Source organism: Pseudomonas sp. SMV71 (assembly GCF_052042015.1).
In the GTDB taxonomy this organism is placed as follows: domain Bacteria; phylum Pseudomonadota; class Gammaproteobacteria; order Pseudomonadales; family Pseudomonadaceae; genus Aquipseudomonas.
Window position 1 is genome coordinate 24,163 of sequence record NZ_JBKGGU010000030.1, and the last position, 15,598, is coordinate 39,760.

General features: G+C 63.3%; 12 protein-coding genes and 1 pseudogene. 8 read left to right on the plus strand and 5 right to left on the minus strand.

The window, feature by feature from the left end:
* Window positions 1–212: 212 nt before the first annotated feature.
* The 3 genes and pseudogenes from ACLEJQ_RS23915 to ACLEJQ_RS23925 all read left to right on the plus strand — a co-directional run.
* Window positions 213–980 (plus strand): annotated as a pseudogene (locus tag ACLEJQ_RS23915) (MCP four helix bundle domain-containing protein); the annotation flags it as partial.
* Window positions 975–1,838 carry a methyl-accepting chemotaxis protein gene (locus ACLEJQ_RS23920; RefSeq protein WP_440799142.1) on the plus strand — a complete coding sequence of 288 codons (864 nt, stop codon included), beginning with the start codon at window positions 975–977 and terminating at the stop codon, window positions 1,836–1,838. The pseudogene ACLEJQ_RS23915 and the gene ACLEJQ_RS23920, both read left to right, overlap by 6 nt.
* A gap of 41 nt (window positions 1,839–1,879) precedes the next feature.
* Window positions 1,880–3,067, plus strand: a complete 1,188-nt coding sequence (locus ACLEJQ_RS23925; RefSeq protein WP_440799093.1) for a pyridoxal phosphate-dependent aminotransferase — start codon at window positions 1,880–1,882, stop codon at window positions 3,065–3,067.
* A 203-nt stretch (window positions 3,068–3,270) separates the two neighbouring features.
* On the opposite strand, the gene ACLEJQ_RS23930 is transcribed toward ACLEJQ_RS23925, so the two are convergent.
* Window positions 3,271–6,387, minus strand: a complete 3,117-nt coding sequence (locus tag ACLEJQ_RS23930) for a multidrug efflux RND transporter permease subunit (RefSeq protein ID WP_440799095.1) — start codon at window positions 6,385–6,387, stop codon at window positions 3,271–3,273.
* A gap of 14 nt (window positions 6,388–6,401) precedes the next feature.
* A complete protein-coding gene (locus ACLEJQ_RS23935; protein ID WP_440799097.1) occupies window positions 6,402–7,553 on the minus strand; it encodes an efflux RND transporter periplasmic adaptor subunit in 1,152 nt (383 codons plus the stop codon).
* A gap of 267 nt (window positions 7,554–7,820) precedes the next feature.
* Here ACLEJQ_RS23935 and ACLEJQ_RS23940 point away from each other — a divergent pair, with 267 nt between their 5' ends.
* Together ACLEJQ_RS23940 and ACLEJQ_RS23945 are read left to right on the plus strand one after the other, a co-directional pair.
* The gene (locus tag ACLEJQ_RS23940; protein ID WP_440799099.1) at window positions 7,821–8,522 is read left to right on the plus strand and encodes a response regulator; all 702 of its coding nucleotides are present in this window, start codon (window positions 7,821–7,823) and stop codon (window positions 8,520–8,522) included.
* Between the two features lie 4 nt (window positions 8,523–8,526).
* Window positions 8,527–9,828 carry an ATP-binding protein gene (locus ACLEJQ_RS23945; protein WP_440799101.1) on the plus strand — a complete coding sequence of 434 codons (1,302 nt, stop codon included), beginning with the start codon at window positions 8,527–8,529 and terminating at the stop codon, window positions 9,826–9,828.
* A gap of 51 nt (window positions 9,829–9,879) precedes the next feature.
* Here ACLEJQ_RS23945 and ACLEJQ_RS23950 read toward each other — a convergent pair whose 3' ends face one another.
* Window positions 9,880–10,521: a DUF1345 domain-containing protein gene (locus ACLEJQ_RS23950; RefSeq protein ID WP_440799103.1), complete on the minus strand. Its 642-nt coding sequence runs from the start codon at window positions 10,519–10,521 to the stop codon at window positions 9,880–9,882.
* 626 nt (window positions 10,522–11,147) lie between these two features.
* Between ACLEJQ_RS23950 and ACLEJQ_RS23955 the strand changes: the two genes are divergently transcribed.
* Together ACLEJQ_RS23955 and ACLEJQ_RS23960 are read left to right on the plus strand one after the other, a co-directional pair.
* Window positions 11,148–13,226 carry a putative bifunctional diguanylate cyclase/phosphodiesterase gene (locus ACLEJQ_RS23955; RefSeq protein WP_440799105.1) on the plus strand — a complete coding sequence of 693 codons (2,079 nt, stop codon included), beginning with the start codon at window positions 11,148–11,150 and terminating at the stop codon, window positions 13,224–13,226.
* Window positions 13,227–13,350: 124 nt separating this feature from the next.
* Entirely contained in the window at window positions 13,351–13,659 is a 309-nt protein-coding gene (locus ACLEJQ_RS23960; protein WP_440799107.1) for an RcnB family protein, read from the plus strand.
* A gap of 3 nt (window positions 13,660–13,662) precedes the next feature.
* On the opposite strand, the gene ACLEJQ_RS23965 is transcribed toward ACLEJQ_RS23960, so the two are convergent.
* Window positions 13,663–13,986, minus strand: coding sequence for a protealysin inhibitor emfourin (locus ACLEJQ_RS23965; RefSeq protein ID WP_440799109.1), 324 nt, complete (start codon window positions 13,984–13,986; stop codon window positions 13,663–13,665).
* The gene (locus tag ACLEJQ_RS23970; protein WP_440799111.1) at window positions 13,986–15,047 is read right to left on the minus strand and encodes a M4 family metallopeptidase; all 1,062 of its coding nucleotides are present in this window, start codon (window positions 15,045–15,047) and stop codon (window positions 13,986–13,988) included. Before ACLEJQ_RS23970 ends, ACLEJQ_RS23965 begins: the two co-directional genes overlap by 1 nt.
* Before the next feature lie 178 nt (window positions 15,048–15,225).
* Here ACLEJQ_RS23970 and ACLEJQ_RS23975 point away from each other — a divergent pair, with 178 nt between their 5' ends.
* Window positions 15,226–15,567 (plus strand): FKBP-type peptidyl-prolyl cis-trans isomerase, encoded by a 342-nt coding sequence (locus ACLEJQ_RS23975; RefSeq protein ID WP_440799113.1) that lies wholly within the window; start codon window positions 15,226–15,228, stop codon window positions 15,565–15,567.
* The last annotated feature ends 31 nt before the right edge of the window (window positions 15,568–15,598 follow it).

Here is a 15,598-nt window from a genome sequence, read left to right on the forward strand (position 1 = left end):
CCGCTCGGTTGCGCAGCGACCGTAAGGATGGGACTGCTGCGCAGTCCAGCGGGAGCAAGCTCCCTCGCCACAAAAAACGTCTGTGAAATATATTTTTACAACCCCCTGCAAAAACCTGAAGCCCAGCCGATAACGGGTTAAGCGCACAAACAAATATTTCAACCAACGCGCCTTCCTGCATGGATGCTCGACCCCAACGCCCGAGGTCTCCCATGTCCCTACGTAGCCTGAACATCGCGCCCCGAGCCTTTCTCGGCTTCACCGTCATCGCCCTGCTGGTGATCCTCCTCGGCGTGTTCGCCGCCAATCGCATGTCGGTCATCCGCCAGGCTTCGGTGGACATGGAACACACTCAAGTGCCCAGCATCGGCTACCTGGCCAATGTGATGGAAAACGTGCTGCGCATGCGTATCCTCTCGTTCCGGATCCTAGTCAACCGCGACCCGGCCAGCCTTGCCGAAGCCGAGACCCGCATTGGCGTGCTGACGGAAAAATTGAACAAGGCCAACAGCAGCTACGCCGCGTTGCCAACCACTGCGCAAGAGGCCGAACTGTATAAGACCTTTTCCGCCACCCTGGAAAAGTACCTGCAGGCCCAGAGGGATATGCTCGACCTGTCGCGCCAGAACAAGGTCGACGAGCTGCGTGCCCACATCAACACCAAAATCAAGGAAGGCACCGATCTGATGGGTGAGCAGCTCAACAAGCTCATCGCGATCAATGTGGCCGGCGCGGGCGAGGCGGCGGCCAATGCCGGCGAACACTACGACAGCGCCATTACCGGCATCGTTATCGTCTCGGTCATTGCCGCCCTGGCCACCGTGGCATTGGCCTTGCTGCTGACCCGAAGCATCGTCACCCCCCTCAATCGCGCGCTGGAGGCCGCTCGCACCATTGCCGGCGGCAACCTGGTCCAGGTCATCACCGATGACGGCAAGGACGAACCCGGCCGCTTGCTCAAGGCGCTGGCCGATATGCAAGCCAGCCTGCGCAAGACCATCGAACAGATTGCCGGTTCTGCCACTCAGTTGGGGGCAGCAGCCGAAGAGCTCAGCGCGGTGACCCAGGAATCCTCACGGGGCCTGCAACAGCAGCACAACGAAATCGAACAGGCCGCCACCGCCGTCAACGAGATGACCGCGGCGGTGGAAGAGGTGGCCCGCAATGCCGTGTCCACTTCCGAGGCTTCGAACCAGTCGACCCAGGCGGCTCGCGAAGGCCGCACCCGTGTAGTGGAAACCGTCGATGCGATCCAGACCATGACCCATGACGTGCAAGCCACCGCTTCGATGATCGAAGGCCTGGCGGTCCAGGGGCGAGACATCGGCAAGGTGCTCGACGTGATCCGCGCCATCGCCGAACAGACCAACCTGCTGGCGCTCAACGCCGCCATCGAAGCTGCCCGCGCCGGGGAGGCCGGGCGCGGTTTCGCGGTAGTGGCCGACGAGGTCCGGGCCTTGGCCCACCGTACTGCGCAATCGACCCAGGAAATCGAAAAAATGGTTGCCGGCATCCAGAACGGCACCGGCGAGGCCGTGCAATCGATGCAGCAAAGCAACCAGCGTACCCAGAGTACCCTGGAGTTGGCCCGGGCCGCCGGCGTGGCCTTGGAGCAGATCACCCAGTCGATCCATCAGATCAACGAGCGCAACCTGGTGATCGCCAGCGCTTCGGAGGAACAGGCCCAGGTTTCCCGCGAGGTGGACCGCAACCTGGTCAACATCCGTGACCTCGCCACCCAGTCGGCCAGTGGCGCGCAGCAGACCAGCGACGCCACTCATGAGCTGTCGCGTCTGGCGGTGGGTTTGAATGCGATGGTGGCGCGGTTTGTGATTTGAGATAGGGTTGAGGCTGGACCCCGCGCAATCAGGAGACGTACATGCGCTTTTCAGCCTTGACCCAACGCATCACCGGCGATGGCGCCGCCGCCTGGCAGATTCACGACCGGGCACTGGCCATGCGCGAGCAGGGCATGGACGTGCTGCTGTTGTCGGTGGGCGATCCGGATTTCGACACGCCGCGGGCCATCGTCGATGCGGCCGTGGGCAGTTTGCGGGCCGGGGAGACGCATTATTCCGACGTTCGCGGCCTGCACGGGCTGCGCCAGAGCATTGCCCGGCGCCACCGCGAGCGATGCGGCCAATGGGTCGAGGCCAGCCACGTGACGATGCTGCCGGGGGCACAGTGCGGGGTATTCGCGGTTGCGCAATGCCTGCTCGATCCCGGCGACGAAGTGATCGTCGCCGAGCCGATGTATGTCACCTACGAAGCCGTGTTCGGTGCCTGTGGAGCGAAGGTGGTGCCAGTGCCGGTGCGCCCGGAAAACGGCTTTCGGGTCGAGCCGGCGGATGTGGCGCGGCTGATCACCTCGCGCACCCGGGCGATGTTGCTCAACAGCCCGAACAATCCGTCCGGTGCCAGTCTGCCGTTGCCAACCTGGCAAGGGTTGGCGCGGCTATGCATCGAACATGATTTGTGGATGATCAGCGACGAGGTCTACAGCGACCTGCTGTACGAAGGCGAGCACATCAGTCCGGCCAGCCTGCCGGGCATGGCCGAGCGCACCGCGACCATCAACAGCCTGTCCAAGTCCCATGCCATGACCGGTTGGCGGATCGGCTGGGTGATCGGGCCGCAATCGCTGGCCGGACATCTGGCGAACCTGTCGCTGTGCATGCTGTTCGGTTTGCCGGATTTCGTGCAACGTGCGGCGCAGGTGGCGTTGGATACGGATCTGCCCGAGGTGGCGCATATGTGCGAAGAGTACCGTCGGCGCCGGGACCTGGTGTGTGCCGCGCTGGGTGAGTGCTCCGGGCTCAAGCCGGTGCGGCCCGATGGCGGGATGTTCGTGATGGTGGACGTGCGCCCGACCGGCCTCGACGCACAGGCCTTTGCCGAACACCTGCTGGAGGGTTATGGCGTGTCGGTGCTGGCCGGCGAAGCCTTTGGTCCCAGTGCGGCGGGGCATATCCGCATCGGGTTGGTGGTCGATCAGCTGAAACTGGCGGATGCCTGCCAGCGGATCGTCTCGTGCGCGGAGGGCTTGTTGCAGGAGCGGCGGGCCTGAGGGGCGATGTGGGGGCTCGATGGCCTCATCGCGAGCAGGCTCGCTCCCACAGGGGATTTGTGACGAACGCAGGATTTGTGAACAGCCTCACCGGCTGTGGGAGTCGAGCTTTCTCCGCTCCCACAGCGCTTCAGGCATGCCTGCAAGACTTGAGCACACCACCGGCCCCCTGTGGGAGCGAGCCTGCTCGCGACAGCGGTGCATCAGTCAGCCTCAGGATCGACTGACCTGGCACCGGACCTACCCACCAGCCTCATCACCCCAACGAAAAACACCGGCACAAATATGACCGCCAAGGTAGCGCTGATCATCCCGCCAATCACCCCCGTCCCGATGGCCTGCTGGCTTGCCGAACTGGCTCCCGTCGCGATTGCCAGCGGCACCACGCCAAGGATGAAGGCCAGGGACGTCATGATGATCGGCCGCAGGCGCAGGCGTGCGGCCTGGAGCGTGGCGTCGATCAGGTCGTGGCCTTCATCGTAGAGGCTCTTGGCGAATTCGATGATCAGGATCGCGTTCTTCGCCGACAGGCCAATGATGGTCACCAGCCCGACCTTGAAGAACACATCGTTGGGCATGCCGCGCAACGACACCGCCAGTACTGCGCCAAGCACGCCCAGCGGGACCACCAGCAACACCGATGTGGGGATGGACCAGCTCTCGTACAGCGCCGCCAGGCACAGGAACACCACCAGCAACGACAAACCGAGCAGGATCGGTGCCTGGCTGCCGGACAGGCGTTCCTGCAAGGACAGCCCGGTCCATTCCTGGCCCAGGCCGAGCGGACCGAGGGCTACCAGCCGCTCGATCTCGGCCATGGCCTCGCCAGTGCTGTGGCCGGGCGCCGGTTCGCCGGAAATGGCGATGGCCGGGTAGCCATTGTAGCGAGTCAATTGCGCCGGGCCCTGGGTCCACTTGGCTCGGACAAACGCCGACAGCGGGACCATTTTCCCGGCGTCGTTGCGCACATGGATCTTCAGCAGATCCTCGACCTGGCTACGCTGGTCACCCTCGGCCTGGACCACCACCCGTTGCATCCGCCCCTGATTGGGGAAGTCGTTGATGTAGGCCGAACCGACCGCCGTCGCCAGCACATTGCCGACATCGGCAAAGGACACGCCCAACGCGTTGGCCTGTTTGCGATCCACCTCCAACTGCACTTGCGGTGCTTCGGCCAGGGCGCTCTCGCGGACGTTCGCCAGCACCGGGCTTTTTTCCGCAGCTGCGAGCAGTTCGTCGCGGGCCTGCATCAGCGTGGCGTGGCCGAGGCCGCCACGATCCTGCAAGCGGAACTCGAAGCCACTGGAAGTACCCAGGCCATCCACCGGCGGCGGCAGCACCGCGAAGACCATGGCATCCTTGATGTTGCCGAAGGCCATGTTGGCGCGCTCGGCAATCGAGCCGGCCGAGTCGTCGCTGCCACGCTCCGCCCAGTCCTTGAGCGTGGTAAAGGCCAGCGCGGCGTTCTGCCCGCTGCCGGAAAAACTGAAGCCCAGGATCACCGTGCTGTCACCCACGCCCGGTTCGCCGGCGTTGTGCGCCTCGATCTGCTCGACCACCTGCACCGTGCGGTTCTTGCTGGCGCCGGGCGGCAGCTGGATGTCAGTGATGGTATAGCCCTGGTCCTCCACCGGCAGGAACGAGGAGGGCAGGCGACTGAACAACAGGCCCATGCCCACCAGCAGCACGCCGTAGATCAACAGGTAGCGCCCGGTACGCTTGAGCGCATAGGTCACCCAGCCCTGATAGCGATCACCCAGTTGCTCGAAACGTCGGTTGAACCAGCCGAAGAATCCGCCCTTGGCGTGGTGCTCGCCCTGGCTGATGGGCTTGAGCAAGGTCGCGCAAAGGGCTGGGGTCAAGGTCAGCGCGAGGAAGGCTGAAAACAGGATCGAGGTCGCCATGGACAGCGAGAACTGCCGGTAGATCACGCCCACCGAGCCTTGCATGAACGCCATCGGGATGAACACCGCCACCAGCACCAGCGTAATGCCGATGATCGCACCGGTGATCTGGCGCATCGCCTTGCGTGTGGCTTGCTTGGGCGTCAGGCCTTCGCTGGCCATGATCCGCTCGACGTTTTCCACCACGACGATGGCATCGTCCACCAGGATGCCGATGGCCAGCACCATGCCGAACATGGTCAGCACGTTGATGGAAAAACCCAGAGCCAGCATGGTGGCAAAGGTGCCCATCAGCGCCACCGGCACCACCAGCGTCGGGATCAGGGTGTAGCGGATGTTCTGCAGGAACAGAAACATCACCGCGAACACCAGCAGCATCGCCTCGCCGAGGGTGTAGACCACCTTGGTGATCGAGACCTTGACGAAGGGCGAGGTGTCGTACGGGATCTTGTATTGCACGCCGGCCGGGAAATACCGCGCCAGCTCGTCCATTTTGGCCCGCACCAGCGTGGCGGTGTTCAGGGCATTGGCCCCCGGCGACAATTGCACGCCCACAGCGGTGGAGGGCTTGCCGTTGAGGCGGGTGGAGAATTGATATTCCTGGCTGCCGATTTCGACCCGAGCCACATCGCCGATGCGCACGGTGGAGCCGTCGGGATTGGCCTTGAGCACAATGTCGGCAAATTCCTCAGGCGTCGACAGCTGCCCCTTGACCATGATCGTCGCGGTGATTTCCTGGGTGGTACGGCTCGGCAGGTCGCCGATACTGCCCGCCGACACCTGGGCGTTCTGGGCGACGATGGCCGCGTTGACGTCCGCCGGCGTCAGGTTGAAGCTCAACAGTTTCTGCGGATCGACCCAGATCCGCATCGCCCGCTCGGCACCGTACAACTGCGCCTTGCCGACGCCATCCAGGCGCTTGATCTCGTTCATCACGTTACGCGCCAGGTAATCGCTGAGGGCCACGTCGTCGAGCTTGCCGTCGCTGGAGGTGAGGGTGATCAGCAACAGGAAACCGGCCGAGACCTTTTCCACCTGCAAGCCTTGCTGGGTGACTGACTGGGGCAGGCGCGACTCCACGGCCTTGAGGCGGTTCTGCACATCGACCTGAGCCAGTTCCGGATTCGTACCAGGTTGAAAGGTCGCGGTGATCGTGGCGCTGCCGAGGCTGCTCTGGGAGCCGAAGTACAGCAGGTGGTCGGCACCGTTGAGCTCTTCCTCGATCAGGCTGACCACGCTTTCGTCCACGGTCTGCGCCGAAGCGCCCGGGTAGGTGGCGGAGATCTCGATCTGCGGCGGCGCGACGTCCGGGTACTGCGCCACTGGCAGCTTTGGAATGGCAAGGGCACCGGCCAGGAGAATGAACAACGCAACCACCCAGGCGAACACCGGGCGGTCGATAAAGAACTGCGGCATAGGACGTTTCCTGGTTACTGGGCCGGTGCCTGGGCGAGTGGAGCGTCGTCGATCCGGACTTTTTCACCGGGACGGGCGTGTTGCAGACCTTCTACGACGATGCGGTCACCGGGCTTGAGGCCGTGAGTGACGATCCAGCGGTCGTCATGCACGGGGCCCAGTTCCACCGCTTGCAGGCTGATTTGTTGCTGGGCGTCTACCAGCAACACTTGGGCGATGCCCGCGCTGTCGCGCTGGATGGCCCGTTGCGGCACGCTGATGCCTTGGCGGTCTACGGCCTGCTCCAGGCGTACACGCACGAAACTGCCCGGCAGCAAATCCAGATCCGGGTTGGGAAATTCGCTGCGCAGGGTGATCTGGCCGGTGCCCGGATCGACGCTGATGTCGGTGAACAGCAGCTTGCCCGGCAGCGGATAGAGGCTGCCGTCATCCTGAATCAGCGTCGCCTTGGCCTGGCCCTGGCCGACCTGTTGCAACTGGCCGGAGCGCAGGGCCCGACGCAGTTCGTTGAGCTCACGGGTCGATTGGGTGAGGTCGGCGTGGATCGGGTCCAATTGCTGGATCAGCGCCAGTGGCGTGGTTTCGTTCTGCCCTACCAGAGCGCCTTCAGTCACCAGGGCGCGGCCGATGCGCCCGGCAATCGGCGCGGTCACCGTGGCATAGCCCAGGTTCAGCCGCGCCCGCTCCACGGCGGCCTTGTTGGCTGCGACGTCAGCGGCGGTCTGGCGTGCTGCGGCGCGGGCATTGTCGTAGTCCTGGGCGCTGATGGCGTTGTCTTCGGTCAAGCGCGCGTAGCGCTGTTCCTGCAAGCGGGCCTGGAACGCATTGGCCTCGGCCTTGCGCAGCGCGGCTTCGGCGCTGCCCAGGTCAGCCTTGAGCGGCGCCGGGTCGATGCGGAACAGCACGTCGCCTTTCTTCACATCGCTGCCTTCGCGAAAGACGCGCTGCAAGACCACGCCGGGCACCCGTGCGCGCACCTCGGCGATCCGCGGCGCGGCGATGCGCCCGCTCAGTTCGCTGCTGATGGACAGTGGTCGGGCCTCGATGGTCTCGACCGCCACAGTCGCCAGTGGCGCGGCGTCCTCTGGAGCCGACGGGCCATCGCAGCCGCTCAGCAGCAGGGCGCCGAGCAACAGGCCCAGGGTGGCGAAAGGGTTCTTTGGCATGGTGCTTCCCCAATAATGAACCGTGCCATGCTACGGGGGCGGGGCGGGGGGATCGGTAAAGCTTTGTAGGGGGTATGTGAAATTGTGTAAGGGGTTTGCTCGGGGGCGGGTGGGGGCGTATATCCTTGGCAGCTTGAGACTTCTGCGCCGGGTAGCGCCTCATCGCGAGCAGGCTCGCTCCCACAAGTCGTACGCAGATCAAATGTGGGAGCGAGCCTGCTCGCGATAGCGGTATCTCTGGCGCCACCGTACTTTCTGGAAACACCTATGCCCAACATCCTCCTGGTCGAAGACGACCCCGCCCTCTGCGAACTGATCGCCAGTTACCTGGAGCGCAACGGCTATCAGGTCAGCGTGCTCAGCCGTGGCGATCAGGTGCGCGAGCGGGCCCGGGTCGATCCGCCGGACCTGGTCATCCTCGACTTGATGCTGCCGGGCCTGGACGGCCTGCAGGTCTGCCGGTTGCTGCGGGCCGATTCGGCGACGCTGCCGATCCTGATGCTCACCGCCCGGGACGACAGCCACGACCAGGTGCTCGGTCTGGAAATGGGCGCCGACGACTATGTCACCAAGCCCTGCGAGCCTCGCGTTTTGCTGGCGCGGGTGCGGACCTTGTTGCGACGCAGCAGCCTCACCGAGCCGCAGACGGCCAGCGACCGCATACTGATTGGCAACCTGTGCATCGATTTGTCCGAGCGCACCGTGACCTGGCGCGGGCAAGCGGTGGACCTGTCCAGTGGCGAGTACAACCTGTTGGTGGTGCTGGCCCGCCATGCCGGCGAGGTGCTGAGCCGCGACCAGATCCTGCAACGTCTGCGCGGCATCGAGTTCAACGGCACCGACCGCTCGGTGGACGTGGCGATTTCCAAGTTGCGGCGCAAGTTCGACGACAACGCCGACGAAGCGCGCAAGATCAAGACCGTCTGGGGCAAAGGCTATCTTTTCAGTCGTTCCGAGTGGGAATGCTGAGCTGATGTGGAAGCTGCTGATCCGACTTTACCTGGTCACTATCGTCTCCTACAGCGCGGCGATGTATTTGATGCCGGAGCTGGTGATCCGCCTGTTCCAGGACCGTTTTGTAACCTACAACCTCGATTATTCCCGTGGCTTGCAAACCTTGTTGGTCAAGCAGTTTCACGCTGTGCCCAACGAACAGTGGCCGGCGTTGGCGGCGCAGATGGACAAGGACTTCGAGCCGCTGCGCATCGAGCTGGCGCCCATCGACGATCAAGGCTTCACGGCCAATGAGCAGGCGCGTCTCAAGCGTGGCGAGAACGTGGTGCGCCTCGGCGACTGGGCCTGGCGAACCCTGGCAGTTTCGCCGTTGGACGGTCAGACGGCGGTCAAGATGATCGTTCCGCCGGATCCGACCGACGTCAACTGGTTGTACTGGAGCATCAACGTGCTGATCGGCGCGACGATGCTGGCCTGCCTGCTGCTGTGGCTGCGGCCGCACTGGCGCGATCTGGAGCGGCTCAGGCGTACTGCCGAGCGCTTCGGTAAAGGGCATTTGAGCGAGCGCACGCACATCGCCTCCAGTTCGAATATCGGCAGTCTGGCCCACGTGTTCGATACCATGGCCGGAGACATCGAGAAGCTGCTCAACCAGCAACGGGACCTGCTCAACGCGGTGTCCCACGAGCTGCGCACGCCCCTGACCCGGCTCGACTTCGGCCTGGCGCTGGCACTGTCCGATGAGCTGCCGCCGGCCAGCCGGGAGCGCCTGCAAGGCTTGGTCGCGCACATCCGCGAGCTGGATGAGCTGGTGCTGGAATTGTTGTCCTACAGCCGTCTGCAGAACCCTGAGCGGCTGCCCGAGCGGGTCGATGTGGCGCTGGACGAATTCATCGACAGCATCCTGGGCAGCGTCGACGAGGACCTGGCGGCGCCGGACGTAGTGATCGATGTGTTGCTGCATGGCACGCTGGAGCGTTTCGTGCTGGACCCGCGCCTGACCGCCCGGGCCTTGCAGAACCTGTTGCGCAATGCCATGCGCTATTGCGAGAAACGGATCCAGGTAGGGGTGCTGGTCAGCGACCAGGGCTGCGAAATCTGGGTCGACGATGACGGTATCGGCATCCCCGACGACGAGCGCGAACGGGTGTTCGAGCCGTTCTACCGTCTGGACCGCAGCCGCGACCGCGCCACCGGTGGCTTCGGCCTCGGCCTGGCAATCAGCCGTCGCGCCCTGGAGGCCCAGGGCGGCACACTGACTGCTGAAGCCTCGCCACTGGGCGGCGCCCGCTTCAGGCTGCGGCTACCCACCCGCTTTTGACCCTGTGGCGAGGGAGGAGCTGGCTCCCGCTGGGCCGAGAATCGGCCCCCGTCACCCAAACAACCCCGCCGCAATATTGATCGAAAACCCCAGGATCGCCGTGTTGAACACAAACCCGATCAACGATTGCGCCAGCACGATCTTGCGCAACTGCCGTGTCGCGACCCCCACGTCGGAGGTCTGTACTGCGACGCCGATGGTGAACGAGAAATACAGGAAGTCCCAATAGTTGGGGCTGCTCAGCCCTTCGGCAAAGCGCAGCGCCGGTTCCTTGCCGTTCCAGGTGTAATACAGCTTCGCGTAATGGACGCTGAAGATCACCCCGATCAGCAGCCATGAGCCGATGACAGTCATGGCCGTGAAGCCGTAATGCAGCAGTCTGGCGCTGGCATCCAGGTCGCGACTGCCGGCCAGTTCGAAAGTGATCGTCGCCAGGCTGGCCAACGCCGCGATGCAGACGGTCAGCAGTACCAGCCCGGCGTTCTCATCTTCGATTTCGGCGATGCGCCTGACATCGGGTGCCTTGGCCCGCACGGTCAGCCAGAACATCAGTGCCAGGTAACTCCAGACCCCGACGTTCCAGCCGATAAGGATTTTACTGAGGATGGAATCTGCCGGAGCCAGGACACCGACTGCCAGGCCGAGAACCGTGGCGATGGACAGGCGCGGATGGGTGCGGGTGAGCAAGGGCATCGGGATTAGTCAGCCAGGGCGGTGGTTGGAGCCGGCATGGGGAGATCCTGCCGGGCGCGATCGCCAGATAGTAGCCGAACAGCTGCAAGTGCGGAGATCTTCATGGCGGGTCCACCGCAATCGCGAGCAGGCTCGCTCCCACAGGGGGGCTTGTGGTTGGAAGCAGTCTTTTGAACACCCCAGAACTTTGTGGGAGCGAGCCTGCTCGCGATAGCGATGGAGCATTCGACATCTGCATGACCTGACCCGCCGCAATCGCGAGCAGGAGGCTTGTGGTTGGAAGCAGTCTTTTGAACACCCGAGAACTTGTGGGAGCGAGCTTGCTCGCGATAGCGATGGTGCATTCGACATCTGCATGACCTGACCCACCGCAATCGCGAGCAGGCTCGCTCCCACAGGGATTTGGGGTTGGAAGCGGTCTTTTGAACACCCGAGAACTTTGTGGGGGACCCATGGGGATGCAAGCCGGCTTCTGCAAGGACGCAAAAGTGTCTTTCGTCGTAAATATTCGCGCTTTGATGGCTTTTTGACATTTACCCCGTGATTCCATGACACGATTCAGTACAATCGCCGGCCCTCAGCCGGGCATGGAAGCAGTTCGGCTTTTCAGTTACGAGAAAAATTCCATGCTCATCGGCAGTTATTCCCCCGCCCTTGTTTCCATTTCCCTGTTCGTTGCTGTGCTGGCGTCCTACACGGCGCTGGACCTGGCCGGACGTATCGCCACGGCCCAGGGACGAGCCGCGCATTGGTGGATGGCCGGCGGGGCGTTGGCAATGGGGGTGGGCGTCTGGTCCATGCATTTCATCGGCATGCTGGCGTTCACTTTGCCAGTGGAGTTGGGCTACGACATTTCCATCACCGCACTGTCCTTGCTGATCGCCGTGCTTTCCTGCGGCTTTGCCCTGTGGCTGGTCAGCCAGCCGAAGCTCCCGGCCTGGCAGTTGGCCTTTGGCGCGTTGATCATGGGCGCCGGCATCAGCGCCATGCACTACACCGGCATGGCAGCGTTGCAGATGCAGCCGGGCATCGATTACGACCCGACCCTGTTCGGCGCCTCGCTGGTGATTGCTGTCGCAGCCAGCGCGGCGGCGTTATGGATCGCCTTTCGCCTGCGACAGAACACGCCCCACGTGCGACTCGCCCGCGCCGGGGCTGCGGTGCTCATGGGCATCGCAATTGTCGGCATGCATTACACCGGGATGGCCGGGGCGCAGTTCCGGGACGGTAGTTTCTGCGGCGCGCTGGACGGCTTGAGCGGCAAGGGCCTGGACAATCTGGTGTTGATCACCACCCTGGCGGTGCTGGCGATTGCCTTGCTGACGTCGATCCTCGATGCGCGCCTGGAAGCCCGTACCGCCGAGCTGGCCCAATCCCTGACCCTGGCCAACCGTGAGCTGACCCAACTGGCCCTGCACGATCCCCTCACAGGGTTGCCCAACCGCGTGCTGCTGGCTGACCGTATCGGCCAGGCCATGCACCGGGTGCAGGAGCAGGGCGGTTGCTTTGCATTGATGTTCATCGACCTGGACGGTTTCAAGCCGGTCAACGATGCCTTCGGTCACCACATGGGCGATCTGTTGCTGCGCGACGTGGCCCTGCGCCTGCGCGAAGACCTGCGCAGCCAGGACACCCTGGCACGGATCGGCGGCGATGAATTCGTGCTGTTGGTGCAACTGGCCGAGCCCGACGACGCCTTGCGGCTGGCCGCGCGGCAGGTCAGCCTGATCGCCCGTACGTTCCGGGTGGCCGAGCATGACTTGCAGATCTCCGCCAGCATCGGCATCTCGCTGTACCCGGGCAACGGTCACAGTGCCGAAGAACTGCTGATGAACGCGGACGCGGCGATGTACCACGCCAAAGGCGCGGGCAAGAACGGCCACCGGTTCTTCGATGTGTCGATGAACAACAATGCCCGTAAGCAACTGCAACTGCTGCAAGACCTGCGCATCGCCGTCGAGCAGCGGCAATTCAGCCTGCACTACCAACCCAAGTTCGATGCCGCCAAAGGCCGTCCGGTCGGCGCCGAAGCCCTGTTGCGCTGGACCCATCCGACCCAGGGCCTGCTGATGCCCGACACCTTCATTGACCTGGCGGAGAAGACCGGCCTGATCATCCCCATCGGCGAATGGGTGCTGAACGAAGCCTGCCGCCAGATGCGCGAGTGGTATGTGCTCGGCTATACCGACTGGCGCATCGCGGTGAACCTGTCGGCGTTGCAGTTCTGCCACGCGGGGCTGGTGCAGAGCGTGGCCAGGGCGCTGGAGACCCACCGTCTGCCTCCCAACAGCCTGACCCTGGAAATCACCGAAACCACCGCCATGAGCGATGCCGATGCGAGCATGAACGTATTGCAGCAACTGTCGGACATGGGCGTGGACCTGTCCATCGACGACTTCGGTACCGGCTACTCAAGCCTGATGTACCTCAAGCGCCTGCCGGCCAATGAGCTGAAGATTGACCGTGGTTTCGTCCGAGACCTGGAGCATGACAGCGATGACGCGGCCATCGTGTCGGCCATCGTCGCCCTCGGCCAGGCCTTGGGCCTGCGGATCGTCGCCGAAGGGGTGGAAACCAATGTGCAACAGAGCTTCCTGACGCAGTTGGGCTGCGATTCGTTGCAAGGCTATCTGTTGGGCCATCCGCTGCCCGCCGAGGGCTTTCTGCACAATATTCGCAAGGCTCATCGGGTGGAGATGGCTTGAGGGTGGCGATGCACAGGGAGTGCAGGGGTCCAGTAAACACTGATGCATTGCCCAGACACTAAAAGGAATGTTTCGCCGCCGCCGAAGTCCCAACTTCAGTACCTTGAATAACTGGAGTCTTCCCATGCGCAAACCAACCCTGATCGCCAGCCTGTTCCTGACTGCCGGTCTCGTCGCCCTCGGCCCTGTGGCGCAGGCAGCTCAAGCCACCGGCGATGCGGTGGAGCACTCGCCCAACAATGGTCGCCGGCTGGTCGAAGCTGACCGTACGCCAGCCGAATATCAGCGCGCGGACAAAGCGATCAAGAACTGGAAGGAAAAGGGCCTCGAAGCACCGGATGAGGGGTCGCAGTGGGTGCAGATCCATGACAAATACGTGATGGTGGTGATCGCTTCCGGCCGGATCCTCAAAATCACCCCTGCGACGCGCTGAGCTTCAGAGCACTTCACCTTTGTCCCACAGATGAACCAGTTCGCCAGGTGCCTGGTCCTCGGGCACCTGCAGCACCATTTCGTCATCCTGATCGTTGGCGCGGTAGCGTACTTCGATCCGGAAGAATCGCTGGTCGCCTCGACCCGAGGGGGCCGAGGCCAACGGCAGGCAACCTTCCAGCACTGAACAGATCCGCGAGCGCTGCGTGATATCGCACTGGGCGAATTCGATTTCCCGGGGGCGGGTCAGGGCGTGGATGGCTGCCACGCCGCCCTGGCGTGACAGGCGTACCACGGCGTTGTCGTCGAGGTCTGGAAGGGTTTTCATCAGCTCTCCTGTGTCAGGTCGACGCCCACTTTGCTCCAGGCACCTTGCACCGCTTGCACCTCTGGCGTTCCAAAGCGATGGCGGGCATGCTCGACCGTCAGGCGGGCGAAATCACTGAAGGACGCGTCGTTGGCCAATCTGCGGTCGCACAAGGTTTCATACCAGATCCGTCCGGCCTTTTCCCAGGCAAATCCGCCCAGCGTGGTGGCGACCAGATAAAAGGCTCGGTTGGGGATCCCGGAGTTGATGTGCACACCGCCATTGTCTTCGCGGGTGATGACGAATTCGCGCATGTGCGCCGGTTGCGGGTCCTTGCCCAGCAGCGGGTCATCGTAGGCCGTGCCGGGGTTGGACATGCTGCGCAGGCCATCGCCCTTGATCTTGTCCGTGAGCAGGTCGGCGCCGATCAGCCAGTCGGCCTGGTCGGCGGTCTGCTCGAGCACGAACTGCTTGACCAGCACGCCGAACACATCGGAGATGGATTCGTTCAACGCGCCGGACTGGTTGGCGTAGACCAGCCCGGCTTCGCTTTCGGTCACGCCATGGGCCAATTCGTGGGCCACCACATCCAGGGAGCGGGTGAAGCGCTGGAAGATTTCTCCATCGCCGTCGCCGAACACCATCTGCGCGCCGTTCCAGAAGGCGTTTTCATAACCCTGGCCGTAGTGCACGCTGCCCACCAGGGCCAGGCCTTTATTGTCGATGGAGTCGCGTCCCAGGACTTTCCAGAAAAAATCATAGGTGGCGCCAAGGGCATCGTAGGCTTCGTCCACGGCCGGGTCGCCGCTGGCCGACTGGCCCTCCACGCGTATCGGCTGGCCGGGCAGCTCCATGGTGTTCTGCGCGTCATGCACGCTGCGTTGCGGATGTCCGGCCTTGCCGCGCTTGGGCAGTCTGGCGGCGGCAGGTACGTTGTCGGGCGGACCGGGATTGTGCCGCAGACTGCGCACATGGGTCAGGGTGCCGAGTGCGCTGGAACGCTGTTGTTCGGAGCCGTGGGCGATGATTCGGTTGAGGATATAAGGCGGGATGAAACCTGGGAGCGGGCGAGAGTCGAACATCAGAAAATCCTTATCTGAACGGCTGGGGACTATACCCATGTGAACCGAAACGCTCGCGCCGGTTCCATCCTGCAAAGACGCCTCGCAACAAGGCGGGACCGATCCCTTTGCTGCAAAGGATTGCCAGGCGCTCGCAATTCTGCGAAAACCCCGCGCCTGGACCACAAGGAAATGCCCCATGAACGAAGAGCTGCAAATCATCGACCTGGAACAGGGCGACGGTAAAAGCGTAGTCAAAGGTGCGCTGATCACCACTCAATATCGTGGCACCCTTGAAGACGGGACTGAATTCGACTCGTCCTACAGTCGCGGCAAACCCTTCCAGTGTGTGATCGGCACCGGTCGCGTGATCAAGGGTTGGGATATCGGGCTGATGGGCATGCGGGTCGGTGGCAAGCGCAAGCTGCTGGTGCCGGCTCACTTGGCCTACGGTGAGCGATCCATGGGCGCGCATATCAAGCCCAATGCCAATCTGATCTTTGAAATCGAACTGCTTGAAGTGCTGACTCGTGATGATTGAGCGGCATGCGGTGCGGCTTTGTCCATGAGGA

What these genes read in the sequence shown, in the direction of transcription:
- ACLEJQ_RS23940 (WP_440799099.1), top strand. Translation starts at nt 7,821, where the DNA reads ATGCCCAACATCCTCCTGGTCGAAGACGACCCCGCCCTCTGCGAACTG.
- ACLEJQ_RS23955 (WP_440799105.1), top strand. Translation starts at nt 11,148, where the DNA reads ATGCTCATCGGCAGTTATTCCCCCGCCCTTGTTTCCATTTCCCTGTTC.
- ACLEJQ_RS23970 (WP_440799111.1), bottom strand. Translation starts at nt 15,047, where the DNA reads ATGTTCGACTCTCGCCCGCTCCCAGGTTTCATCCCGCCTTATATCCTC.
- ACLEJQ_RS23920 (WP_440799142.1), top strand. Translation starts at nt 975, where the DNA reads ATGCAAGCCAGCCTGCGCAAGACCATCGAACAGATTGCCGGTTCTGCC.
- ACLEJQ_RS23960 (WP_440799107.1), top strand. Translation starts at nt 13,351, where the DNA reads ATGCGCAAACCAACCCTGATCGCCAGCCTGTTCCTGACTGCCGGTCTC.
- ACLEJQ_RS23950 (WP_440799103.1), bottom strand. Translation starts at nt 10,521, where the DNA reads ATGCCCTTGCTCACCCGCACCCATCCGCGCCTGTCCATCGCCACGGTT.
- ACLEJQ_RS23965 (WP_440799109.1), bottom strand. Translation starts at nt 13,986, where the DNA reads ATGAAAACCCTTCCAGACCTCGACGACAACGCCGTGGTACGCCTGTCA.
- ACLEJQ_RS23925 (WP_440799093.1), top strand. Translation starts at nt 1,880, where the DNA reads ATGCGCTTTTCAGCCTTGACCCAACGCATCACCGGCGATGGCGCCGCC.
- ACLEJQ_RS23975 (WP_440799113.1), top strand. Translation starts at nt 15,226, where the DNA reads ATGAACGAAGAGCTGCAAATCATCGACCTGGAACAGGGCGACGGTAAA.
- ACLEJQ_RS23945 (WP_440799101.1), top strand. Translation starts at nt 8,527, where the DNA reads ATGTGGAAGCTGCTGATCCGACTTTACCTGGTCACTATCGTCTCCTAC.
- ACLEJQ_RS23935 (WP_440799097.1), bottom strand. Translation starts at nt 7,553, where the DNA reads ATGCCAAAGAACCCTTTCGCCACCCTGGGCCTGTTGCTCGGCGCCCTG.
- ACLEJQ_RS23930 (WP_440799095.1), bottom strand. Translation starts at nt 6,387, where the DNA reads ATGCCGCAGTTCTTTATCGACCGCCCGGTGTTCGCCTGGGTGGTTGCG.